The 24,652-nt window shown below is 44.2% G+C and carries 26 protein-coding genes; 25 read left to right on the forward strand and 1 reads right to left on the reverse strand.

Translation table 11 applies throughout. The features are described from left to right. Positions 1–22: 22 nt before the first annotated feature. The 10 genes from sdaAA to ftsY all read left to right on the forward strand — a co-directional run bounded on the left by sdaAA (position 23) and on the right by ftsY (position 12,222). Positions 23–925, forward strand: a complete 903-nt coding sequence (gene sdaAA, locus MHI44_RS20095) for an L-serine ammonia-lyase, iron-sulfur-dependent, subunit alpha (RefSeq protein ID WP_003232049.1) — start codon at positions 23–25, stop codon at positions 923–925. Beyond that, complete coding sequence (gene recG / locus MHI44_RS20100; RefSeq protein WP_339202566.1) at positions 903–2,951, forward strand: ATP-dependent DNA helicase RecG; 2,049 nt, start codon at positions 903–905, stop codon at positions 2,949–2,951. Before sdaAA ends, recG begins: the two co-directional genes overlap by 23 nt. A gap of 108 nt (positions 2,952–3,059) precedes the next feature. Then, entirely contained in the window at positions 3,060–3,626 is a 567-nt protein-coding gene (gene fapR, locus MHI44_RS20105) for a transcription factor FapR (protein WP_003232044.1), read from the forward strand. Positions 3,627–3,639: 13 nt separating this feature from the next. Then, on the forward strand, positions 3,640–4,641 hold the full coding sequence (plsX, locus tag MHI44_RS20110) for a phosphate acyltransferase PlsX (protein WP_003232041.1): 1,002 nt from the start codon (positions 3,640–3,642) through the stop codon (positions 4,639–4,641). A gap of 18 nt (positions 4,642–4,659) precedes the next feature. Continuing rightward, positions 4,660–5,613, forward strand: coding sequence for an ACP S-malonyltransferase (gene fabD / locus MHI44_RS20115; RefSeq protein ID WP_003245314.1), 954 nt, complete (start codon positions 4,660–4,662; stop codon positions 5,611–5,613). Then, positions 5,606–6,346 carry a 3-oxoacyl-[acyl-carrier-protein] reductase gene (fabG, locus tag MHI44_RS20120; protein WP_003232035.1) on the forward strand — a complete coding sequence of 247 codons (741 nt, stop codon included), beginning with the start codon at positions 5,606–5,608 and terminating at the stop codon, positions 6,344–6,346. The genes fabD and fabG overlap by 8 nt, the downstream gene beginning before the upstream one ends. 83 nt (positions 6,347–6,429) lie before the next feature. After that, a complete protein-coding gene (gene acpP, locus MHI44_RS20125) occupies positions 6,430–6,663 on the forward strand; it encodes an acyl carrier protein (RefSeq protein ID WP_003154310.1) in 234 nt (77 codons plus the stop codon). A gap of 139 nt (positions 6,664–6,802) precedes the next feature. Then, a complete protein-coding gene (gene rncS / locus MHI44_RS20130; RefSeq protein WP_003232030.1) occupies positions 6,803–7,552 on the forward strand; it encodes a ribonuclease III in 750 nt (249 codons plus the stop codon). A 100-nt stretch (positions 7,553–7,652) separates the two neighbouring features. Further along, positions 7,653–11,213, forward strand: a complete 3,561-nt coding sequence (smc, locus tag MHI44_RS20135) for a chromosome segregation protein SMC (protein ID WP_015252105.1) — start codon at positions 7,653–7,655, stop codon at positions 11,211–11,213. Between the two features lie 19 nt (positions 11,214–11,232). Then, complete coding sequence (gene ftsY / locus MHI44_RS20140) at positions 11,233–12,222, forward strand: signal recognition particle-docking protein FtsY (RefSeq protein ID WP_003232026.1); 990 nt, start codon at positions 11,233–11,235, stop codon at positions 12,220–12,222. Positions 12,223–12,259: 37 nt separating this feature from the next. Here the strand turns inward: ftsY and MHI44_RS20145 are convergent, their stop codons facing one another. Beyond that, entirely contained in the window at positions 12,260–12,745 is a 486-nt protein-coding gene (locus tag MHI44_RS20145; RefSeq protein WP_339202567.1) for an Ig-like domain-containing protein, read from the reverse strand. A gap of 177 nt (positions 12,746–12,922) precedes the next feature. Here MHI44_RS20145 and MHI44_RS20150 point away from each other — a divergent pair, with 177 nt between their 5' ends. From MHI44_RS20150 to dprA, 15 genes are all read left to right on the forward strand, one after another. After that, the gene (locus MHI44_RS20150; protein WP_003238590.1) at positions 12,923–13,255 is read left to right on the forward strand and encodes a putative DNA-binding protein; all 333 of its coding nucleotides are present in this window, start codon (positions 12,923–12,925) and stop codon (positions 13,253–13,255) included. Between the two features lie 13 nt (positions 13,256–13,268). Beyond that, positions 13,269–14,609, forward strand: coding sequence for a signal recognition particle protein (gene ffh / locus MHI44_RS20155; RefSeq protein ID WP_014113771.1), 1,341 nt, complete (start codon positions 13,269–13,271; stop codon positions 14,607–14,609). Positions 14,610–14,714: 105 nt separating this feature from the next. Further along, positions 14,715–14,987, forward strand: coding sequence for a 30S ribosomal protein S16 (gene rpsP / locus MHI44_RS20160; protein ID WP_003220815.1), 273 nt, complete (start codon positions 14,715–14,717; stop codon positions 14,985–14,987). Beyond that, positions 14,987–15,232 (forward strand): KH domain-containing protein, encoded by a 246-nt coding sequence (locus MHI44_RS20165; RefSeq protein WP_014476792.1) that lies wholly within the window; start codon positions 14,987–14,989, stop codon positions 15,230–15,232. The genes rpsP and MHI44_RS20165 overlap by 1 nt, the downstream gene beginning before the upstream one ends. 121 nt (positions 15,233–15,353) lie before the next feature. Then, entirely contained in the window at positions 15,354–15,740 is a 387-nt protein-coding gene (locus MHI44_RS20170) for a YlqD family protein (protein ID WP_014476793.1), read from the forward strand. 5 nt (positions 15,741–15,745) lie between these two features. Next, positions 15,746–16,270, forward strand: a complete 525-nt coding sequence (rimM, locus tag MHI44_RS20175) for a ribosome maturation factor RimM (RefSeq protein ID WP_024572420.1) — start codon at positions 15,746–15,748, stop codon at positions 16,268–16,270. Then, positions 16,267–16,998, forward strand: a complete 732-nt coding sequence (gene trmD, locus MHI44_RS20180; protein ID WP_080529316.1) for a tRNA (guanosine(37)-N1)-methyltransferase TrmD — start codon at positions 16,267–16,269, stop codon at positions 16,996–16,998. The genes rimM and trmD overlap by 4 nt, the downstream gene beginning before the upstream one ends. A 139-nt stretch (positions 16,999–17,137) precedes the next feature. Continuing rightward, positions 17,138–17,485: a 50S ribosomal protein L19 gene (rplS, locus tag MHI44_RS20185; RefSeq protein ID WP_003220825.1), complete on the forward strand. Its 348-nt coding sequence runs from the start codon at positions 17,138–17,140 to the stop codon at positions 17,483–17,485. Positions 17,486–17,627: 142 nt separating this feature from the next. Further along, on the forward strand, positions 17,628–18,476 hold the full coding sequence (gene ylqF / locus MHI44_RS20190) for a ribosome biogenesis GTPase YlqF (RefSeq protein WP_339202568.1): 849 nt from the start codon (positions 17,628–17,630) through the stop codon (positions 18,474–18,476). Positions 18,477–18,546: 70 nt separating this feature from the next. Further along, positions 18,547–19,314, forward strand: a complete 768-nt coding sequence (rnhB, locus tag MHI44_RS20195) for a ribonuclease HII (RefSeq protein WP_029317794.1) — start codon at positions 18,547–18,549, stop codon at positions 19,312–19,314. Positions 19,315–19,345: 31 nt separating this feature from the next. Further along, positions 19,346–21,076 (forward strand): hypothetical protein, encoded by a 1,731-nt coding sequence (locus tag MHI44_RS20200; RefSeq protein ID WP_339202569.1) that lies wholly within the window; start codon positions 19,346–19,348, stop codon positions 21,074–21,076. Next, entirely contained in the window at positions 21,073–21,354 is a 282-nt protein-coding gene (locus MHI44_RS20205) for a FlhB-like flagellar biosynthesis protein (protein ID WP_003232001.1), read from the forward strand. The genes MHI44_RS20200 and MHI44_RS20205 overlap by 4 nt, the downstream gene beginning before the upstream one ends. Positions 21,355–21,526: 172 nt before the next feature. After that, entirely contained in the window at positions 21,527–22,684 is a 1,158-nt protein-coding gene (sucC, locus tag MHI44_RS20210; protein ID WP_003244732.1) for an ADP-forming succinate--CoA ligase subunit beta, read from the forward strand. Between the two features lie 28 nt (positions 22,685–22,712). Continuing rightward, positions 22,713–23,615 carry a succinate--CoA ligase subunit alpha gene (sucD, locus tag MHI44_RS20215; protein ID WP_003238566.1) on the forward strand — a complete coding sequence of 301 codons (903 nt, stop codon included), beginning with the start codon at positions 22,713–22,715 and terminating at the stop codon, positions 23,613–23,615. A 60-nt stretch (positions 23,616–23,675) separates the two neighbouring features. After that, positions 23,676–24,569, forward strand: coding sequence for a DNA-processing protein DprA (dprA, locus tag MHI44_RS20220; protein ID WP_003245871.1), 894 nt, complete (start codon positions 23,676–23,678; stop codon positions 24,567–24,569). Positions 24,570–24,652: the final 83 nt, after the last annotated feature.

A 24,652-nucleotide genomic window follows, 5' to 3' on the forward strand; every position in this document is an offset into this window, starting at 1 on the left:
AAAGGGTCAGGAGGAGCCAGTTATGTTTCGTAATGTAAAAGAATTAATTGAGATTACTAAAGAAAAACAAATATTGATCTCTGATGTGATGATAGCTCAAGAGATGGAAGTAACAGAAAAAACAAAAGAGGACATTTTTCAGCAGATGGATCATAACCTGTCTGTTATGGAAGCGGCGGTTCAGAAAGGACTCGAGGGAGTTACGAGCCAAACGGGCTTAACAGGCGGAGATGCCGTTAAATTGCAGGCCTATATTCGATCAGGAAAAAGCCTGTCTGGCCCGCTGATTTTAGATGCTGTATCGAAAGCCGTTGCAACAAATGAAGTAAATGCAGCCATGGGAACCATCTGTGCGACACCGACTGCAGGTTCTGCCGGTGTGGTGCCCGGTACGTTATTTGCTGTAAAAGAAAAGCTGAATCCAACAAGAGAACAAATGATCCGCTTTTTGTTTACAGCCGGGGCTTTCGGATTTGTCGTGGCCAATAACGCAAGCATTTCCGGCGCCGCCGGAGGATGTCAGGCAGAGGTTGGATCAGCTTCAGGTATGGCGGCTGCGGCCATTGTTGAAATGGCAGGAGGAACACCCGAACAAAGCGCGGAAGCCATGGCCATTACATTAAAAAATATGCTAGGCCTCGTGTGCGACCCTGTTGCAGGGCTTGTTGAGGTGCCTTGCGTGAAACGGAATGCGATGGGCGCGTCAAATGCGATGATTGCCGCTGATATGGCATTGGCGGGCATTACAAGCCGTATTCCATGTGATGAGGTTATCGATGCCATGTATAAAATAGGCCAAACGATGCCAACTGCACTTAGAGAAACAGGCCAGGGCGGTTTAGCGGCAACACCGACAGGAAGAGAATTAGAGAAAAAAATTTTCGGAGGAGCGCTAGGTTCACGTGAAACAACATCAGCAAACTAGTATAGCTAACATTAAGGGTATTGGGCCGGAAACAGAAAAAACATTGAATGAACTCGGTATTTATGACATTTCTGATCTTCTGAATTATTTCCCTTATCGCTATGATGACTACGAGCTGAGGGATTTAGAAGAAGTAAAGCATGATGAAAGAGTCACAGTTGAAGGGAAGGTTCATTCAGAGCCTTCTCTTACCTATTACGGAAAAAAACGAAACAGGCTGACATTCAGGCTTCTGGTCGGCCACTATTTAATTACAGCCGTATGTTTTAACCGGCCTTATTTGAAGAAGAAGCTTTCGCTCGGCTCTGTGGTGACGGTTTCAGGTAAATGGGACAAGCACCGCCAAACCATCTCTGTTCAGGAGTTGAAAAACAGGCCGCATCAAGAAGACAAAAGCATTGAACCAGTGTATTCTGTGAAAGAAAATGTTACCGTCAAAATGATGAGGCGGTTTATTCAGCAGGCGCTGACCCAATATGCAGACTCACTTCCTGATCCTCTTCCGGAAAAGCTAAGAAAAAGCTATAAACTGCCTGACTATTATCAGGCGTTAAAAGCAATGCACCAGCCTGAAACAAGGGAAGCATTAAAGCTTGCCAGACGGCGGTTTGTTTATGAAGAATTTTTGTTGTTTCAGTTGAAAATGCAGGCGTTCCGAAAGGCGGAAAGAGAGCAGACACAAGGGATACGGCAGCGTTTTTCAAACGAAGAACTCATGAGATTTATCAAAAGCCTCCCGTTTCCCCTCACAAACGCCCAGTCACGCGTTCTTCGCGAAATAACAGCAGACATGTCTTCTCCATACAGAATGAACCGTCTTCTTCAAGGGGACGTTGGATCAGGAAAAACGGCAGTCGCCGCCATTGCACTGTATGCCGCGATCCTATCCGGATACCAAGGAGCGCTCATGGTGCCGACAGAAATTCTGGCCGAGCAGCATGCTGATTCGCTCGTTTCGCTATTTGAAAAATGGGACGTCAGCGTTGCTCTTTTGACAAGCTCTGTTAAAGGGAAGCGGCGAAAAGAACTGCTTGAGCGTCTTGCGGCGGGTGAGATTGATATTCTTGTAGGAACCCACGCTTTAATCCAAGACGAGGTGGAGTTTAAGGCGCTGAGTCTCGTTATTACTGATGAACAGCACAGATTTGGAGTTGAGCAGCGCAAAAAGCTTCGGAACAAAGGTCAGGATCCTGATGTTCTCTTTATGACAGCCACTCCAATCCCAAGAACATTAGCGATCACAGTGTTCGGTGAAATGGATGTATCTGTCATTGATGAGATGCCGGCTGGACGAAAGCGAATTGAAACCTATTGGGTAAAACATGACATGCTTGATCGTATTTTGGCATTTGTCGAAAAAGAATTAAAGCAAGGCAGGCAGGCTTATATCATCTGTCCGCTGATTGAAGAATCAGATAAGCTTGATGTGCAAAACGCCATTGACGTGTACAATATGCTTTCTGATATTTTTCGGGGAAAATGGAATGTCGGCCTTATGCATGGAAAGCTGCATTCCGATGAAAAAGACCAGGTCATGAGAGAATTCAGCGCAAATCACTGTCAAATTCTCGTATCAACCACTGTTGTGGAGGTTGGCGTGAATGTTCCGAATGCAACGATTATGGTGATTTATGACGCCGACCGTTTCGGACTATCACAGCTTCACCAGCTGCGCGGCCGTGTTGGACGGGGTGAGCATCAATCTTTCTGTATTCTGATGGCTGATCCAAAATCAGAAACAGGGAAAGAACGGATGAGGATCATGTCGGAGACCAATGACGGTTTCGAGCTGTCTGAAAAGGATCTGGAACTGAGAGGTCCCGGTGATTTCTTCGGGAAAAAACAAAGCGGAATGCCGGAATTTAAAGTGGCGGACATGGTTCATGATTACAGAGCGCTTGAAACGGCAAGGCAGGATGCTGCGAATCTTGTGGCTTCTGACGCGTTCTGGAAGGAGCCGGAATACGCTGTGTTAAGAGATGAATTGCTGAAGAGCGGAGTAATGGACGGGGAAAAATTAAGCTGAGTATCAGAAGTTTTTGGTGTTCAGCCAGAAACAATCGTTGCATTCCAATCTATGAAATTATATACTACTATTAGTACCTAGTCTTAATTGTCCGGATGGTGTTTAGATATGAGAAGAAATAAGAGAGAACGCCAGGAATTACTTCAGCAGACGATTCAAGCAACCCCCTTTATTACAGATGAAGAATTAGCGGGTAAATTCGGGGTGAGCATCCAGACGATACGTTTGGACCGCTTAGAGCTTTCCATACCTGAACTGAGAGAAAGAATTAAGAACGTGGCAGAGAAAACACTTGAGGACGAAGTGAAGTCCCTGTCACTTGATGAAGTTATCGGAGAAATTATTGACCTTGAGCTGGATGATCAGGCGATATCCATTTTAGAAATAAAACAGGAGCACGTGTTCAGCCGGAATCAGATTGCGAGAGGACACCATTTATTTGCACAGGCGAATTCTTTGGCCGTTGCAGTCATTGATGACGAGCTGGCGCTGACTGCAAGTGCAGACATCCGCTTTACAAGACAGGTAAAGCAGGGTGAACGTGTCGTAGCAAAAGCGAAAGTGACGGCTGTCGAAAAAGAAAAAGGAAGAACGGTTGTCGAAGTGAACAGCTACGTTGGCGAAGAAATTGTTTTTTCTGGACGCTTTGACATGTATCGTTCAAAACATTCATAAAGGTGGAGCATGCATGAGAATAGCTGTAGATGCAATGGGAGGAGACCACGCTCCCAAAGCTGTTATTGACGGAGTTATAAAAGGTATAGAGGCATTTGATGATCTCCATATCACACTTGTCGGTGACAAAACAACGATAGAATCACATTTAACAACTACATCAGATCGCATCACGGTGCTGCACGCAGATGAAGTGATTGAGCCTACGGATGAACCTGTCCGTGCCGTGCGAAGAAAAAAGAACTCATCTATGGTTCTTATGGCGCAGGAGGTTGCGGAAAACAGAGCTGACGCATGCATTTCAGCAGGAAATACCGGTGCATTAATGACAGCCGGTCTCTTTATTGTCGGAAGAATTAAAGGAATTGACCGTCCGGCGCTTGCCCCGACACTTCCGACTGTTTCGGGAGACGGATTTCTTCTCCTTGATGTCGGCGCCAATGTCGATGCCAAACCGGAGCACCTCGTTCAATATGCCATCATGGGTTCTGTTTATTCTCAGCAAGTGCGCGGTGTCACTTCGCCGAGAGTCGGACTTTTAAATGTCGGAACAGAAGATAAAAAAGGAAACGAACTGACGAAGCAGACGTTCCAAATTTTAAAAGAAACAGCAAACATCAATTTTATCGGAAACGTGGAAGCGCGAGACCTTTTAGATGATGTGGCGGATGTTGTAGTAACAGACGGCTTTACCGGGAATGTTACACTCAAAACGCTGGAAGGCTCTGCGTTGTCAATTTTTAAAATGATGAGAGACGTAATGACGTCTACTTTGACATCCAAGCTTGCAGCAGCTGTGCTGAAACCAAAATTGAAAGAAATGAAAATGAAAATGGAGTATTCGAATTATGGCGGAGCAAGTCTTTTTGGCTTAAAAGCGCCTGTGATCAAGGCGCACGGCTCTTCAGATTCAAATGCTGTATTCCATGCGATTCGGCAAGCAAGAGAGATGGTCAGCCAAAATGTGGCTGCGCTCATTCAGGAAGAAGTGAAAGAAGAAAAAACAGATGAGTAGTCTGGAGGTTTTTACATCATGAGTAAGATTGCATTTTTATTCCCGGGTCAGGGATCACAATTTATCGGCATGGGAAAAGAGCTTTATGAGCAGGTGCCTGCTGCAAAACGTCTGTTTGATGAAGCCGATGAAACGTTGGAAACAAAACTCAGCTCGCTTATTTTTGAGGGGGATGCTGAAGAATTAACACTTACATACAATGCGCAGCCTGCTTTGCTTACGACAAGCATCGCTGTTCTTGAGAAATTTAAAGAATCTGGCATTACACCTGATTTCACAGCAGGACACAGCCTTGGTGAATATTCTGCACTGGTTGCGGCTGGCGCTCTGTCTTTCAAAGATGCTGTTTATACCGTCAGAAAGCGCGGAGAGTTTATGAATGAAGCGGTGCCGGCTGGCGAAGGAGCAATGGCTGCGATTCTCGGCATGGATGCTGAAGCATTAAAGCAAGTAACCGATAAAGTCACAGAGGAAGGCAACCTTGTACAGCTTGCGAATCTCAACTGTCCTGGCCAAATCGTCATTTCCGGAACAGCTAAAGGGGTTGAGCTTGCATCTGAACTGGCAAAAGAGAACGGCGCAAAACGCGCAATTCCGCTTGAAGTAAGCGGTCCGTTCCATTCTGAACTGATGAAACCGGCTGCTGAAAAGCTGAAAGAGGTATTGGACGCCTGTGACATAAAAGACGCTGACGTTCCGGTCATCTCAAATGTTTCTGCTGACGTGATGACTGAAAAAGCAGATATCAAAGAAAAACTTATTGAGCAGCTTTACTCTCCGGTTCGTTTTGAGGAAAGCATTAACAAGCTGATCGCAGAGGGTGTTACGACTTTTATTGAAATCGGTCCCGGAAAAGTGCTTTCAGGCCTTGTGAAAAAAGTGAATAGACGGTTAAAAACAATTGCTGTATCAGATCCGGAAACGATCGAGCTGGCAATTCAAACGCTTAAGGAGGAGAATGATAATGCTTAATGATAAAACGGCTATTGTCACTGGCGCATCCCGCGGAATCGGCCGCTCAATCGCCCTTGATCTGGCAAAAAGCGGAGCAAATGTTGTCGTGAACTACTCCGGCAATGAAGCGAAAGCAAATGAAGTGGTAGATGAAATCAAATCAATGGGCAGAAAAGCAATTGCTGTAAAAGCGGATGTATCAAATCCCGAAGATGTACAAAACATGATAAAAGAAACATTGTCTGTTTTTTCTACGATTGACATTCTGGTTAATAATGCGGGAATTACAAGAGACAATCTCATCATGAGAATGAAAGAAGACGAATGGGATGACGTCATTAACATTAACCTGAAGGGTGTTTTCAACTGCACAAAAGCTGTTACAAGACAAATGATGAAACAGCGTTCAGGCCGCATTATTAACGTATCGTCTATCGTCGGCGTCAGCGGAAACCCTGGACAAGCCAACTACGTGGCTGCAAAAGCCGGCGTCATCGGTTTAACCAAATCTTCTGCTAAAGAGCTCGCCAGCCGAAATATTACGGTAAACGCAATAGCGCCAGGATTTATCTCAACTGATATGACAGATAAACTTGCAAAAGACGTTCAAGACGAAATGCTGAAACAAATTCCGCTCGCGCGCTTTGGTGAACCTAGCGATGTCAGCAGTGTTGTCACGTTCCTAGCTTCAGAGGGAGCCCGTTATATGACAGGCCAAACGCTTCATATTGACGGCGGAATGGTGATGTAAGTTTTTTCTCGAAAATTTCATCGTAGTTTCTCTAGTTTTTTAAAAACGAATCCACTATAATACTTGAGGGGAGGTGAATTGCTATGGCAGACACATTAGAGCGTGTAACGAAAATCATCGTAGATCGCCTTGGCGTTGATGAAGCAGACGTCAAACTTGAAGCTTCTTTCAAGGAAGACTTAGGTGCTGATTCCCTAGATGTAGTTGAGCTTGTTATGGAACTTGAAGACGAGTTTGATATGGAGATTTCTGACGAAGATGCTGAAAAGATTGCAACAGTCGGCGACGCTGTGAACTACATACAAAACCAGCAATAAGCTGATGCTAAAAGTCCCGCCGAAACGCGGGGCTTTAGCCCTTTATTCGTGCAGTTATTACAGCATGCCGCTTTTACGCGCGCTGTATCCGGTTTAGTCAGAGAAGCGCGGTGAACCTGATGTGCCTATGGAGGTTACTATGTCAAAACACTCACATTATAAAGATAAAAAAAAGTTCTATAAAAAAGTAGAACAATTTAAAGAGTTTCAAGAACGGATTTCGGTTCACTTTCAAAATGAAAAGCTTTTGTATCAAGCATTTACACATTCATCTTATGTGAATGAGCATCGGAAAAAGCCGTATGAAGATAATGAAAGGCTTGAATTTTTAGGTGACGCTGTTTTGGAACTGACGATCTCCAGATTCTTATTTGCCAAATACCCGGCTATGAGTGAAGGAGATTTGACGAAATTGAGAGCCGCAATTGTTTGCGAACCGTCTCTCGTTTCATTGGCTCACGAGCTGTCATTCGGCGATCTTGTCCTGTTGGGTAAAGGCGAGGAAATGACAGGCGGAAGAAAGCGTCCTGCTCTATTGGCGGATGTTTTTGAGGCATTTATCGGAGCCTTGTACCTTGACCAAGGATTAGAGCCGGTCGAAAGTTTCTTAAAAGTTTATGTGTTCCCTAAAATTAACGATGGTGCTTTTTCTCATGTGATGGATTTCAAAAGCCAGCTGCAGGAATACGTGCAGCGGGACGGCAAAGGCTCTCTGGAGTATAAAATCTCCAACGAAAAAGGACCTGCGCACAACCGTGAATTTGAAGCCATCGTATCTCTAAAAGGTGAACCACTCGGAGTCGGAAACGGCCGTTCAAAGAAAGAAGCCGAACAGCACGCTGCTCAGGAAGCTTTAGCTAAATTGCAAAAACACCATACGAAACAATAAAATCCCCCTTATGACTCAGGGGGATTTCAGTATGTATGCCGTCTTATTTGACCAATGTTTATGATAGAATTGAAATACTTATTACATAAGGAGGATCGCTATGTTCCTCAAACGTTTAGACGTTATAGGATTTAAATCATTTGCAGAACGGATTTCCGTAGACTTCGTTAAAGGCGTGACAGCAGTTGTCGGGCCGAACGGAAGCGGAAAAAGCAACATCACGGATGCCATTCGCTGGGTTCTCGGCGAACAATCGGCACGCTCTCTTCGCGGCGGAAAAATGGAAGACATCATTTTTGCCGGGAGTGATTCAAGAAAGCGATTAAATCTAGCTGAAGTTACGCTTACTCTTGATAATGATGATCATTTCTTGCCAATTGACTTCCACGAGGTGAGTGTCACAAGACGTGTGTACAGATCAGGTGAGAGTGAGTTTCTGATTAACAATCAGCCGTGCCGCTTGAAAGATATTATTGATTTATTTATGGACTCTGGGCTTGGTAAAGAAGCATTTTCTATTATCAGCCAAGGGAAAGTGGAAGAGATCCTGAGCAGTAAAGCGGAGGATCGCCGCAGTATCTTTGAAGAAGCGGCCGGGGTGCTTAAATATAAAACGAGAAAGAAAAAAGCAGAAAATAAACTGTTTGAGACACAGGACAATCTAAATCGGGTAGAAGATATATTACATGAGCTTGAAGGGCAGGTTGAACCTCTTAAAATTCAAGCTTCAATAGCGAAAGACTACCTTGAGAAAAAGAAAGAGCTGGAGCATGTTGAAATTGCGCTGACTGCCTATGATATCGAAGAGCTGCATGGTAAATGGTCGACTCTTAAAGAGAAAGTGCAGATGGCAAAAGAAGAAGAGCTTGCTGAATCGTCTGCTATTTCTGCGAAAGAAGCAAAGATTGAGGATACAAGGGACAAAATACAAGCGCTTGATGAGTCAGTAGATGAGCTCCAGCAAGTTTTACTGGTAACTAGTGAAGAGCTGGAAAAGCTTGAAGGCCGTAAAGAAGTCCTGAAAGAACGAAAGAAAAACGCTGTGCAAAACCAAGAACAGCTTGAAGAAGCCATCGTTCAGTTCCAGCAAAAAGAAACGGTTCTGAAAGAAGAGCTTTCGAAGCAGGAAGCTGTCTTCGAAACGCTTCAGGCTGAGGTGAAGCAGTTAAGGGCGCAAGTAAAAGAAAAACAGCAGGCTCTCAGTCTTCACAATGAAAATGTCGAAGAGAAAATCGAGCAGCTGAAAAGTGATTATTTTGAGCTGTTAAACAGCCAGGCTTCGATACGCAACGAACTCCAGCTTCTTGATGACCAGATGTCCCAATCCGCTGTCACATTGCAGAGACTCGCGGACAACAATGAAAAGCACCTGCAGGAACGGCGTGATATTTCTGCGCGTAAAGCCGCATGTGAAACGGAATTTGCCCGAATTGAGCAGGAGATTCACAGTCAAGTCGGTGCATATCGTGATATGCAGACAAAATATGAGCAGAAAAAGCGCCAATACGAAAAAAATGAATCCGCTCTGTATCAGGCATACCAATACGTTCAGCAAGCGAGATCAAAAAAGGACATGCTTGAGACGATGCAGGGAGATTTCTCCGGCTTTTATCAAGGTGTTAAAGAAGTGCTAAAAGCGAAAGAGCGCCTTGGCGGAATTCGCGGAGCGGTTCTTGAGCTGATTTCTACAGAACAGAAGTATGAAACGGCCATTGAAATAGCGCTCGGCGCTTCTGCTCAGCACGTCGTGACCGACGATGAACAATCTGCCCGAAAAGCGATTCAATATTTAAAGCAGAATTCCTTCGGCCGGGCGACGTTTCTGCCTCTTTCTGTTATTAGAGACCGCCAGCTTCAAAGCCGTGACGCGGAAACAGCCGCCCGGCATTCATCATTTCTCGGGGTTGCAAGTGAACTTGTCACATTTGATCCTGCGTATCGAAGCGTCATCCAGAATCTTCTTGGAACCGTTCTGATCACAGAGGACTTAAAGGGTGCAAACGAGCTTGCGAAGCTTCTCGGGCACCGGTACCGCATCGTAACCCTTGAGGGAGATGTTGTGAACCCCGGTGGTTCAATGACGGGCGGCGCGGTTAAAAAGAAAAATAACTCCCTCCTCGGAAGAAGCCGGGAGCTAGAAGATGTGACGAAACGGCTCGCTGAAATGGAAGAGAAAACAGCTCTGCTTGAACAAGAGGTCAAAACCCTTAAACAATCCATTCAGGATATGGAGAAAAAACTGGCTGACTTAAGAGAAACCGGGGAAGGCTTAAGGTTAAAGCAGCAGGATGTGAAAGGCCAGCTGTACGAACTTCAAGTTGCCGAGAAAAATATCAATACCCATTTAGAGCTCTATGACCAAGAAAAATCTGCTCTGTCAGAAAGCGATGAAGAGAAAAAAGCGCGCAAACGCAAGCTTGAAGAAGAGCTCTCTGCCGTATCTGAAAAGATGAAACAGCTTGAAGAGGACATAGACAAACTGACAAAACAAAAACAAACGCAATCCTCAACGAAAGAGTCTCTTTCCAACGAGCTTACTGAGCTGAAGATCGCTGCGGCCAAAAAAGAGCAGGCATGCAAGGGGGAAGAGGACAACCTTGCCAGATTAAAGAAAGAGCTCACTGAAACAGAGATTGCGTTAAAAGAAGCAAAAGAAGACTTAAGCTTCTTAACGTCAGAGATGTCATCTAGCACCAGCGGCGAAGAAAAGCTGGAAGAAGCAGCAAAACATAAATTGAGTGACAAAACGAAAACGATCGAACTGATTGCATTAAGGCGCGATCAGCGCATCAAGCTTCAGCATGGGCTTGATACGTATGAGCGTGAGCTGAAAGAAATGAAACGCCTGTATAAACAAAAAACAACGCTCTTAAAAGACGAAGAAGTCAAACTCGGACGAATGGAAGTCGAGCTTGATAATTTACTCCAATATTTACGGGAGGAATACAGCTTGTCCTTTGAGGGGGCAAAAGAGAAATATCAGCTTGAAACTGATCCAGAGGAAGCCAGAAAGCGCGTGAAGCTGATTAAACTCGCAATTGAAGAGCTGGGTACCGTGAACCTCGGAAGCATAGATGAGTTTGAGAGGGTCAACGAACGGTACAAGTTTCTGTCGGAACAAAAAGAAGATTTAACAGAAGCGAAAAATACCTTGTTCCAAGTGATTGAAGAAATGGATGAAGAAATGACGAAGCGCTTTAACGACACATTCGTTCAAATCCGCTCACACTTTGATCAAGTTTTTCGCTCCTTATTCGGAGGAGGGCGAGCTGAACTGAGGCTCACCGATCCTAACGATCTGCTTCATTCAGGAGTCGAGATTATCGCTCAGCCGCCGGGGAAAAAACTGCAAAACTTAAACCTCCTGTCAGGCGGAGAGCGTGCGCTTACTGCTATAGCGCTCTTATTCTCAATCCTAAAGGTTCGTCCAGTGCCGTTTTGCGTCCTTGACGAAGTAGAGGCTGCGCTCGACGAAGCGAATGTGTTCCGATTTGCGCAGTATTTAAAAAAATACAGCAGTGATACCCAGTTTATTGTGATTACCCACAGAAAAGGAACGATGGAGGAAGCGGATGTGCTTTATGGCGTAACCATGCAGGAATCCGGTGTTTCCAAGGTAATCTCCGTTAAGCTGGAAGAAACAAAAGAATTCGTTCAGTAACGAGGAAAGAGGTTAAAAGATGAGCTTTTTTAAAAAATTAAAAGAGAAAATCACAAAACAGACAGATTCCGTATCTGAAAAGTTTAAGGATGGCCTTGAAAAAACAAGAAACTCCTTTCAAAACAAAGTGAATGATCTTGTATCCCGTTACCGTAAAGTGGATGAGGATTTCTTCGAAGAGCTTGAAGAGGTTCTTATCAGCGCGGATGTCGGTTTTACAACCGTTATGGAATTAATAGATGAGCTGAAAAAAGAAGTCAAACGCAGAAATATTCAAGATCCAAAGGAAGTCCAGTCAGTGATTTCTGAGAAACTGGTCGAGATTTATAACAGCGGAGATGAGCAAATTTCAGAACTGAACATCCAGGATGGGCGTTTAAACGTAATCCTTCTGGTAGGTGTAAACGGTGTCGGGAAAACAACAACGATCGGAAAGCTTGCTCATAAAATGAAACAAGAAGGAAAATCTGTCGTACTTGCCGCCGGAGACACTTTCAGAGCGGGAGCCATTGAACAGCTGGAAGTATGGGGAGAGCGTACAGGAGTGCCTGTCATTAAGCAGACGGCCGGAAGCGATCCGGCAGCTGTCATCTACGATGCTGTTCATGCTGCGAAAGCAAGAAATGCCGATGTATTAATTTGTGATACGGCAGGGCGTCTCCAAAACAAAGTAAATCTCATGAAAGAGCTTGAAAAAGTAAAACGTGTTATCGAAAGAGAAGTTCCTGAAGCTCCGCATGAGGTGCTGCTTGCCCTTGATGCCACGACCGGCCAAAATGCAATGGCTCAGGCAAAAGAATTCTCTAAAGCAACAAATGTTACCGGCATTGCTTTAACGAAGCTTGACGGTACGGCAAAAGGCGGTATCGTCCTTGCGATTCGCAACGAGCTTCACATCCCGGTTAAACTAGTCGGTTTAGGAGAAAAAGTTGATGACCTTCAGGAATTTGATCCAGAATCCTATGTGTACGGACTCTTTTCAGATTTAGTGGAAAAAGCCGACGATTAAGAAAAAGGCCCCAACATCTTGGGGGCCTTTTTCTTTTTTATCTTCTTACTTGATAGGCGAAATGATAAAGGCTGTTATCAGTGGATACCAGTCTTGACTCACCAGAAAAAACTCTGAATGGGATGATGTCATAGTAATGATCGGAAACAGATGTGTAATACGTATAGTAACCAGCAGCTGGCCCCAAATACATTGGAACCTCAAATGTTCCGTTTGCATCAGTTGTTCCTGAAGCAGTTTGTGTTGTGTTTCCGACCTTCGTGTCCGCTTCAAATCTTACGGGCGCGTTTGGCACTGGCTGTCCGTTTTGGTCGAGTAATTTGCCGCTTACTGTAATATTGTACTTGACTCGCCAATATTGACCTTGCCCGTAATTGATTTTACCGTATACCCCTCCATCTGTGCTGATATTTGTGATTGAGGCTTTATAAGGTGCCTCAGCAGCGTCTGCTTGCTGTGCCGGGAAACCTATTGTAAACAGGGCTGCCAGACACAACATAAACAATAAACCGATTTTTTTCATAAAAATCCTCCTTAAAATAGGGTTCATATACAATATCGGAATAAATTGGATGATATTTAGCGTATTTTGGAAAAGGTTAATCGTCGCTTTGACAAGATAAAAACTTGACAGTGTCAATAAAACCATGTAAACTAAGTTATCGTAAAGGGATTTGACTTAACAAAGGGGAGAGCTCAAATGTCACTCGAAAAGACAACGAGAATGAATTATCTGTTTGATTTTTATCAGTCGTTGTTGACGTCAAAACAGAAGAGCTATATGTCGCTTTATTATTTGGACGATTTCTCCCTAGGCGAAATAGCCGAAGAATATGAGGTTTCAAGACAAGCTGTTTATGATAACATCAAACGAACAGAAGCGATGCTTGAACAATATGAAGAAAAGCTGCTCCTTTTGAAAAAGTTTCAGGAGCGTAAAGAGATGTTTAATAAGCTGAAGGAGCTTGCTTCCGGTTCAAAAGAAGAGGAAGAAATTACAGCTCTGATTGAAGCGCTTGAGAAATTAGATTAGGAGGCGGCAAACTATGGCATTTGAAGGATTAGCCGACCGACTGCAGCAGACGATTTCTAAAATCCGCGGAAAAGGGAAAGTCAGCGAACAAGATGTAAAAGATATGATGCGTGAGGTTCGTCTTGCGCTGCTTGAGGCTGACGTTAACTTTAAAGTAGTCAAGGATTTTGTCAAAAAAGTAAGTGAACGCGCTGTAGGCCAAGACGTCATGAAAAGTCTGACGCCCGGCCAGCAGGTCATTAAAGTTGTTAAAGAGGAACTGACTGAGCTGATGGGCGGCGAAGAGAGCAAAATCGCCGTCGCAAAAAGGCCGCCGACTGTTATTATGATGGTCGGTCTCCAAGGTGCCGGTAAAACGACAACAAGCGGTAAGCTTGCGAATCTGCTGCGCAAAAAGCATAATCGCAAACCGATGCTGGTTGCTGCCGATATTTACCGCCCAGCCGCAATTAAGCAGCTGGAAACACTCGGCAAACAGCTTGATATGCCTGTTTTTTCTCTTGGCGATCAGGTCAGTCCTGTAGAAATAGCTAAACAGGCTATTGAGAAAGCCAAGGAAGAACATTATGACTATGTCATTTTGGATACGGCAGGCCGCTTGCATATCGACCATGAACTGATGGATGAACTGACCAACGTCAAAGAAATCGCGAATCCGGAAGAAATTTTCCTGGTTGTCGATTCAATGACCGGTCAGGACGCTGTGAATGTTGCCAAAAGCTTTAATGAACAGCTCGGTTTAACCGGTGTTGTGTTAACTAAGCTGGATGGAGACACACGCGGCGGGGCTGCGCTTTCTATTCGCGCTGTCACAAACACGCCAATTAAGTTCGCAGGTTTGGGCGAAAAGCTTGATGCGTTAGAGCCGTTCCACCCTGAACGCATGGCATCAAGGATTCTCGGCATGGGCGACGTGCTGACATTGATTGAAAAAGCACAGGCCAGCGTTGATGAAGACAAAGCCAAAGAGCTGGAACAAAAAATGAGAACGATGAGCTTCACATTGGACGATTTTCTGGAGCAGCTCGGGCAAGTCAGAAACATGGGGCCGCTTGATGAGCTTCTGCAAATGATGCCGGGTGCAGGTAAAATGAAAGGCCTGAAAAACATCCAAGTTGATGAAAAACAGCTGAATCATGTGGAAGCAATCATTAAATCAATGACTGTTCTTGAAAAAGAACAGCCGGATATCATCAATGCCAGCCGGCGGAAGCGGATTGCGAAAGGAAGCGGGACATCCGTACAGGAAGTCAACCGTCTGCTTAAGCAGTTTGATGAAATGAAAAAAATGATGAAGCAGATGACAAACATGTCAAAAGGCAAGAAAAAAGGGTTTAAGCTACCTTTTATGTAATCGGTTATACATGATAAAACCATTGTTAAGAAAAAACACTTTACAAACACTTTTATCATTGTTAATATACTATCTTGTTGAAATATTTTCGGAGGTGCTAGTAAAATGGCAGTAAAAATTCGTTTAAAACGTATGGGAGCAAAAAAATCTCCTTTCTATCGTATTGTTGTAGCAGATTCTCGTTCACCACGTGACGGCCGTTTCATCGAAACAGTCGGAACTTACAACCCGGTTGCAAAACCAGCGGAAGTAAAAATTGACGAAGAGCTTGCTCTTAAATGGCTTCAAACTGGAGCGAAACCATCTGATACAGTTCGCAACTTGTTCTCTAGCCAAGGAATCATGGAAAAATTCCACAACGCTAAACAAGGCAAGTAATGACTGATCAACACTTGGAAGATTTGATTGTCCACATTGTGACGCCGCTTGTTGATCATCCAGATGACATTCGCGTCATAAGAGAAGAAACCGATCAAAAGATTGCGCTGCGCTTATCTGTCCATAAGTCAGATACCGGTAAAGTTATCGGAAAGCAAGGCCGGACTGCAAAAGCGATTCGAACAGCTGTATTTGCAGCTGGCGCACAGTCTTCTAAGAAAGTTCAATTTGAAATATTTGACTAAAAGGGAGAGGGCCGGCACCTCCCCTTTTTTTACACGCAAAAAAAGGGTAAACTGATAGAAGCTTAGGCAAAATAGAAAAGCCTGGGCGAGTAAAAGTTTTAAAAGCGGGGAGCTTGGTGCGATGCAAATTATTCACCGTGTAGCCGTTATGCAAGTCTTAACCGAGCGCAGTAAAGAAAAGCTTTTAGCTTCTTTTGCCGAAAAGAAACAAATGCTTGAACGAGAATGCAGCCAGCTCTATTTTCAGCTTAGAAAACATGAGAAAGAACAGCAAAACCCTGATATGATTGAACAATTTAAAAAGGCAATAGAAAAGCGAAAAGATGATATAAAAATCATTGATTTTCAAATTGCTCAAGTACATACATTGCCGCTTGGCAGTGAGTTGAAAGAAAAGGAAGTCGATGCGCTGCTGACGATTGAAGCCGGGGATGACTGGCATGAGAAAACAGCAGCGAACACCATCGTCATAAAAGACGGAAAAGTAATTGAAATTCGCCAGAGGTGATCATAATGACAAAGCGATGGTTTAATGTAGGCAAAATCGTAAATACCCACGGAATCAAAGGCGAAGTGCGGGTGATTTCAAAAACAGATTTTGCCGAAGAACGATACAAGCCGGGAAACACGCTGTATTTGTTTATGGACGGCCGTAACGAACCAGTGGAGGTAACGGTAAACACACATAGACTGCATAAGCAATTTCATCTCCTGCAGTTTAAAGAAAGACAAAACCTAAATGAAGTAGAAGAGCTGAAAAACGCAATCATTAAAGTTCCTGAAGAAGAATTAGGAGAGCTGAATGAGGGTGAATTTTATTTCCACGAAATTATTGGGTGTGAAGTATTTACTGAAGAAGGCGAACTCATCGGAAAGGTCAAAGAAATTTTGACGCCTGGAGCCAATGACGTTTGGGTCATCGGAAGAAAAGGAAAAAAAGACGCACTCATTCCTTACATTGAATCAGTGGTCAAACATATCGATGTCAAGGAAAAGAAAATTGAGATTGAACTCATGGAAGGGTTAATAGACGAATGAAAATCGACTTTTTGACGCTGTTTCCCGAAATGTTTGAAGGCGTGCTCGGCTCATCGATTCTTCAAAAAGCCCAGGAAAAAGAGGCGGTGCAGTTTCAAGTCGTAAATTTCCGGGAGTACTCTGATAACAAGCACAATACTGTTGATGATTATCCTTATGGCGGCGGGGCAGGCATGGTTCTCAAGCCCCAGCCTGTTTTTGACGCGGTCGAGGACCTGACATCAAAGGCAGCCGCTGCTCCGCGTATTATCCTCGTATGCCCGCAAGGTGAGCGTTTTACCCAAAAAAAAGCCGAGCAATTAGCAAAGGAAGAGCATTTGCTGTTCATTTGCGGCCATTATGAAGGCTATGATGAACGCATTCGCGAGCACTTGGTAACGGATGAAATATCAATTGGCGACTTTGTTCTGACGGGCGGCGAGCTCCCTGCAATGATGATCGCAGACAGTGTGGTCAGACTGCTTCCGGGTGTACTGGGTAAAGAGGCTTCCCATATTGAGGATTCCTTCAGCACCGGACTTTTAGAGCACCCGCATTATACAAGACCGGCAGATTACAAAGGTTTAAAAGTGCCTGAAACACTCTTGTCAGGAAACCATGCAAAAATTGAAGAATGGCGGAATAAAGAATCGATCAGAAGGACCTACCTAAGACGTCCGGATCTGTTGAAAGACTACCCGCTTACAGAGCAGCAAAGAAAGTGGATTTCTGAATGGGAAAAAGAATAGATTTTATTGCATAGGCTATGAAATTGTGATAAGATACTACTTGTGGCTTAAGCGGGCTTATCCGCTGCAAGCTTGAAAACGATGTTCCGCTGTGCCGGTTTTTGTGGCTAAGAGCATCTGTTGGAAGGAGTTGAAAACGATGCAAAAACTAATTGAAGATATCACAAAAGAACAGCTTCGTACTGATCTTCCTGCGTTCCGTCCTGGTGACACTTTACGTGTACACGTTAAAGTTGTTGAGGGTAACCGTGAGCGTATCCAGATCTTTGAAGGTGTTGTGATTAAGCGTCGTGGTGGTGGAATCAGCGAAACGTTCACAGTTCGTAAGATTTCTTACGGTGTTGGCGTTGAACGTACTTTCCCAGTACACACACCAAAAATCGCGAAAATCGAAGTTGTACGTTACGGTAAAGTACGCCGTGCTAAACTTTACTACCTGCGTGAACTTCGCGGAAAAGCGGCTCGTATTAAAGAGATCAGACGATAATGATAACGAACGAAAAGAGCTTGTTACCTGTAACAAGCTCTTTTTTTATACAGAATTTGAAAATGCCGGACAGGCATCGTAAAATACATAAAGGACAACAATGAATCATGCATACTGAAGATAAAGGCGGTGTTCGTGTCACATGACAATTCAATGGTTCCCGGGCCATATGGCAAAAGCAAGAAGGGAAGTAACCGAAAAATTAAAATTAATCGATATCGTATATGAATTGGTAGATGCCAGAATTCCAATGTCATCAAGAAACCCAATGATTGAAGATATTCTAAAAAACAAGCCGCGAATTATGCTGTTAAACAAGGCTGACAAAGCAGATGCGGCAGTTACACAGCAGTGGAAAGAGCACTTTGAGAAGCAGGGGATCCGCTCTCTGTCTATTAATTCTGTAAATGGACAAGGGTTAAATCAAATTGTGCCTGCATCAAAAGAGATCCTCCAAGAAAAATTTGACCGGATGCGTGCGAAAGGTGTGAAGCCGAGAGCGATTCGCGCTTTGATTATCGGCATTCCAAACGTCGGAAAATCAACGCTCATCAACCGGCTTGCAAAGAAAAACATAGCAAAAACGGGAGACAGACCTGGCATTACGACTTCTCAACAGTGGGTCAAAGTTGGGAAAGAATTAGAGCTATTAGATACACCGGGGATTTTGTGGCCTAAATTTGAGGATGAGCTTGTCGGTTTGAGACTTGCAGTCACTGGGGCTATTAAAGACTCGATTATGAATTTGCAGGACGTGGCCGTGTTTGGTCTTCGTTTTCTCGAAGAACATTACCCAGAACGGCTTAAAGAGCGTTATGGCCTTGAGGAGATCCCAGAGGACATTGCTGAGCTGTTTGATGCAATAGGTGAAAAGCGGGGCTGTCTCATGAGCGGTGGGCTCATTAACTACGATAAGACGACTGAAGTCATCATTCGCGATATTCGCACTGAAAAGTTCGGCAGGCTGTCATTTGAACAGCCGACGATGTAAAGGCGCGCAGAAATGCGGGTCTTTATTTTTTCTTGGCTGAACCGATACATATAGTAAGGGAGAAGAGAAAGTGAATACATTAACCGTAAAGGACATTAAAGACCGTTTGCAGGAAGTGAAGGATGCACAAGACCCATTTATTGCCCAATGCGAAAACGACCCGAGAAAAAGCGTTCAAACGCTTGTAGAGCAATGGCTTAAAAAGCAAGCGAAAGAAAAAGCGCTGAAAGAACAATGGGTGAATATGACTTCCTATGAAAGGCTGGCAAGAAACAAAGGATTTCGCTTGATTGCAGGTGTTGACGAGGTCGGCCGGGGGCCATTGGCAGGACCAGTTGTCGCCAGCGCAGTCATCCTTCCAGAGGAATGTGAAATACTTGGGCTGACAGACTCCAAAAAGCTTTCAGAGAAAAAACGCGAGGAATATTACGAGCTTATTATGAAGGAAGCACTGGCGGTCGGGATAGGAATTGTAGAAGCTACTGTGATTGATGAGATCAATATATATGAAGCTTCAAAAATGGCAATGGTGAGAGCGATACAGGATTTGTCGGATACACCTGATTATTTGCTTGTTGACGCAATGACACTTCCGCTCGACACGGCTCAGGCGTCAATTATAAAAGGCGATGCCAAAAGCGTGTCTATTGCGGCAGGTGCGTGTATCGCAAAAGTGACGAGGGACCGAATGATGAGCGCTTATGCCGAAACGTATCCCATGTACGGCTTTGAAAAAAATAAAGGCTATGGGACAAAAGAACATTTGGAAGCTCTCGCTGCATACGGCCCAACTGAATTGCACCGCAAAACTTTCGCTCCTGTTCAATCTTTCAGATAAATCACCATGGACAAGGAGGCACCTTTTTAAAATGAACATACGAAATGATGTGCAAAAGGCGCTGCAGCACCTTTTCGGGCGTACAGCCGTCCCGCAGGAAACATCAAAAGTAAACGAAGCGCTAAACGGGGAGAAGCGTCTCCTCTTAGGAAAAGTGCTTCGTTTACTAGGAGATCAGCATGCCCTGATCCAAGTCGGCAATCAAACTGTTCAGGGAAAACTTGAAACTCAGCTTCGTCCTCAGGCATACTATTGGTTTTCCTACGAAAAAAAAACGGCAGAGCAAACAGGCCGTCTTCAGGTCGTTCAAAGCTTTGATCAAAATCCTAAAACCATTCAGGATGCAGCTGGCAAGCTTTTAAATGCCTTGTCAGTGAAGACGTCAAACGCAGCTCTCATGATGACAGGAGCGATGCTGAAAAGCAAAACACCCGTAACAGAAAATGATATCAAAACAGCTGTCCGCTGGATGGACACGCTGCCTTCGCAAGACACAAAAAAAGCAGTTGAAACGGTTCTCTTCGCTTTAAAGCGTGATCTTCCCATTCACTCCGAGATTTTGAATGGTGTTCACGCTGTGAAATCGCCTGTTCCGTTGCATCAGCACGTATCCCAGCTGCTACAGGCAATCGACCAAAACCCTCAGCAGAGCCAAATGATGTCAAAGCTAAAGGAAGCAGTTACGGTGCTTTTAAATAGTGAAATCGATGTCCATGCAGAACGGCTGATTGATAAGCTTATTTCTTTAACCGACAATACGAAAGCACCTTCTCCGACGAATACAGCTGGAAGCAGGGAGCTTAGCACACCAGCTGGCTCCCCCGGAAAAGCCAGCCTGCCGATTGCAAATCACACAGCAGAACAGGGAAGCATACAAGAAGAGCCTGTTAAAACAGCAGCAGACATTCCAATTAAAGAAGCCCGCCAGCTGCTCGTGAAGCTGACGGAATCTGCTGAAAAAAACAGTCTCCAAATTGTGAAAGAAGCAGCAAATTGGATTAAAGCGGCTGCTTCATCGGGTGATAGTAAGTCACTTGCAGCTTCAGCTGTTTTACAAGCGGCACAAGTCACAGACCAGGAAGCCGAAGTCTTTTTAAAGGCTGTTCAGCAGACAGCACCCCATTTGGCGGATAAGGCAGATGTTCTTTCTTTCTTATCCAAAGTGAAAACGGCAATCGGCGCAAGGGACGAGGTTGGGTTCATTAAAGCGTTTGAACAAGGAAGCGCAGTCACATCTGGCGAAATGCAATCCATCAAGCTGGCTCTTTCTGCCTTAAGAGCATCGCATGAGGTAGCCGAACCAGTCAAACAAGAAGCCGATCAGCTTTTTCATAAATTAAATGGCCAGCTTTTCATGCAGCAGGACCATCCATCATACAGCCAAATTGTAATGTCATTTCCGATGTTTTCGAAGTCAGGGGTTCAGGACATGACTGTTCTGTTTAAAGGAAAGAAAGAAGCGGATGGAAAGCTTGATCCTTCCCATTGCCGCCTTTTGTTTTTGCTGCAGCTTGATACACTAAAAGAAACCGTCGTTGATTGCTTGGTACAACAAAAAGTCATGACCATTACAATAGAGACTGATTTCGAGCTGCAGGCTGCGATCGATCCGATGGTGCCCGCGCTTAAACAGGGGCTAAAGGAAATGGGGTACAGCCTTTCAGGGGTAAACGCTAAAAAAAGGGTTCACACCGAAGAAAAGGCTTCAATCGATCAATATATAACAAGTATCAGTGATCAGGAAGTGGATGTGAAAATATGAAAGAGCAGACACCGATTAGAAAAGCTGTTGCTCTCCATTATGACGAACAAAAAGACAAGGCGCCGAGAGTGATTGCCACAGGGAAGGGCCATGTAGCTGACAACATTATCAAAGAAGCGAAAAAAGCAGGGGTCCCGATTCAAGAAGATCGGACCCTTGTCGAATTAATGCGCCATTTGACGGTAGATGATCAAATTCCTGAAGCTCTTTATGAAACGGTAGCCGAGATTTTTTCATTCATTTACAAATTGGACGAAAGCGTAAAAAACAAAAAATAGCTAAAATATTCCCCATCCTCCTTTGAAATTTATGTTTTTAATAAAGTAAAAGTTTGAATGTTTAGAAGGATTAAAAGATTTTGCATCGAACTGTAGACAATTCTTCCAGTATTATTATAGAATGAAAGCGCAGTCTATTTTAGTTTTGTTACATAAGTTAGGAGGATGGGAAATGAATATCCATGAGTACCAGGGAAAAGAAGTCCTCAGAAAATATGGGGTATCTGTTCCTGAAGGTAAAGTGGCTTTTACAGCAGAAGAAGCAGTTGAGAGTGCAAAGAGCTTATCCAGCTCGGTTTATGTCGTAAAGGCTCAAATTCATGCTGGCGGTCGAGGCAAAGCTGGTGGGGTAAAAATAGCAAAATCATTAGACGAAGTAAAAGCGTATGCCGAAGAACTATTAGGGAAGACCCTAGTTACACATCAGACGGGTCCGGACGGCCAAGTAATAAAACGCTTACTTATTGAAGAAGGCTGCGATATTAAAAAAGAATATTACATCGGTCTAGTGCTTGACCGCGCCACTTCAAGAATCGTTTTAATGGCTTCTGAAGAAGGCGGAACGGAAATTGAAGAGGTTGCGGAGAAAACACCAGAAAAAATCAAAAAAGCTGTCATTGATCCGGCTGTTGGCCTTCAAGGCTATCAAGCCAGAGAAATTGCATTCGCTATTAATATTCCAAAAGAGCTCGTGGGAAAAGCTGCTAAATTTATGCTTGGACTATATAAAGCGTTTGTTGAGAAAGACTGCTCAATCGCCGAAATCAATCCGCTTGTTGTTACCGGCGACGGAAATGTGATGGCGCTTGATGCAAAATTGAATTTTGACAGCAATGCGTTGTACCGACAAAAGGACATTATGGAATACAGAGATTTGGATGAAGAAGATCCGAAAGAAATTGAAGCGTCCAAATATGATCTAAGCTACATTTCCCTTGATGGAAATATCGGCTGTATGGTAAACGGCGCGGGGCTTGCAATGTCCACGATGGATATTATCAAGCATTATGGAGGAGAACCGGCCAACTTCCTTGATGTGGGCGGCGGTGCAACCGCTGAAAAAGTCACGGAAGCATTTAAAATCATTCTTTCTGATCAAAACGTTAAAGGGATTTTTGTCAACATTTTCGGCGGCATTATGAAATGTGATGTCATCGCAGAAGGGGTTGTTGAAGCGACTAGACAAGTTGGTTTGACATTGCCGCTTGTCGTCCGTCTTGAAGGCACAAACGTGGATCTAGGGAAGAAAATCCTTAGTGAATCAGGATTAAACATTACATCTGCGGAATCAATGGCTGACGGCGCGCAGAAAATCGTATCCTTAGTTTAAGAAAGAATGAAAGGCAGGGGACCAAATAATGAGTGTTTTCATTAATAAAGATACAAGAGTTATTGTGCAAGGGATTACAGGTTCTACCGCTTTATTTCATACGAAGCAGATGCTTGAATACGGCACAAATATCGTTGGCGGTGTAACACCTGGAAAAGGCGGAACAGAAGCGGAAGGTGTTCCTGTATTTAATACAGTGGCTGAAGCAGTTCAAACAACCGGCGCTAACGCGTCTGTTATATATGTGCCCGCACCGTTTGCAGCTGATGCGATTATGGAAGCGGTAGATGCGGAGCTTGATCTCGTGATTTGTATCACAGAACATATCCCGGTTTTGGATATGGTGAAGGTCAAACGCTTCATGGAAGGCAAGAAAACGAGACTGATAGGGCCGAACTGTCCTGGTGTCATTACGCCTGAAGAATGTAAAATCGGCATTATGCCCGGATACATCCATAAAAAGGGTCATGTAGGCGTTGTATCACGTTCAGGAACATTAACATACGAAGCGGTGCACCAGCTCTCAGAAGCGGGTGTAGGGCAATCTACAGCTGTTGGAATCGGCGGCGACCCTGTAAATGGAACAAACTTTATTGACGTTTTAAAAGCGTTTAACGAAGATCCTGACACACACGCAGTCATCATGATTGGCGAAATCGGCGGTACGGCCGAAGAGGAAGCGGCAGAGTGGGTAAAAGCCAACATGACAAAACCGGTAGTCGGTTTTATTGGCGGTAAAACAGCACCTCCTGGGAAGCGCATGGGGCATGCAGGCGCCATTATTTCCGGCGGGAAAGGGACAGCTGATGAAAAAATCAAAACCCTTAATGCATGCGGAATCGAAGTTGCAGAGACACCTTCTGTCATGGGTGAAACCTTAATCAAGGTGCTGAAAGAGAAGAACTTGTTCGAAACTTGTAAAACGCATTAATAAAAAAGGGACAGCCGTCAAGGCTGTTCCTGCTTTTTCTAACAAAAGGAGGTCAATCTATTGGATCAGGCCGCTGTCTGCCTAACGATTTGCAGAATCAATCAATTATTATCCCCATCCCTTCTATTAAAATGGTGGAAAGCCGATCCGTCTATGTCGCTGACATCACCCGTGTTACAAACGGTTACTCGTGATCAAATAAAAGCAGCTGCATTAAAAAACGAAATAGAACAATTTTATCCAAAGCTCCCGCGTGTACTTGCTGCTTATCGTGAGCAAGGCATTAACACCATCCCTATTTCTTCAAAGCAATATCCTTTCTGGCTTAAAAGCATTTATGATCCCCCTGCCGTACTGTTTGCAAAAGGTGATATGACTCTTCTTTCGAAAGGGAGAAAAATTGGAATTGTAGGCACAAGAAATCCAACAGCTTATGGGAAACAAGTTGTCAATCATCTTACAAAAGAGATCTGTCGTAAAGGTTGGGTGATTGTCAGCGGACTGGCGTCTGGGATAGACGGAATGTCCCATGCTGCAAGTATTAAGGCGAAGGGGCGGACAATTGGCGTCATTGCAGGCGGATTTCAACACATTTATCCCCGAGAAAACCTTCAGTTAGCAGATCACATGGCTAAACACCATATCCTGCTGTCAGAGCACCCACCTGAAACTAAACCCCAAAAATGGCATTTCCCTATGAGAAACCGTATTATCAGCGGACTAAGTGAAGGCGTTATTGTCGTTCAGGGCAAAGAAAAAAGCGGTTCGCTGATTACTGCCTATCAAGCATTGGAACAAGGGAGAGAGGTATTTGCCGTACCCGGTTCATTGTTTGACCCTTACGCCGGAGGTCCTATAAAACTGATCCAGCAGGGGGCTAAAGCCATATGGTCAGCAGAGGATATTTTCGAGGAACTTCCTGAGAGAAACGTTCAATATACGGAACCCTTTTGAATTATCGTTTGACAAACGGTATTGTAATATTTAATAATAGTGAGGATTTAAAGTTGCATATTGTTTTCTATTTAATTAATGAC

Source organism: Bacillus sp. FSL K6-1366, assembly GCF_037976695.1.
GTDB lineage: Bacteria > Bacillota > Bacilli > Bacillales > Bacillaceae > Bacillus > Bacillus subtilis.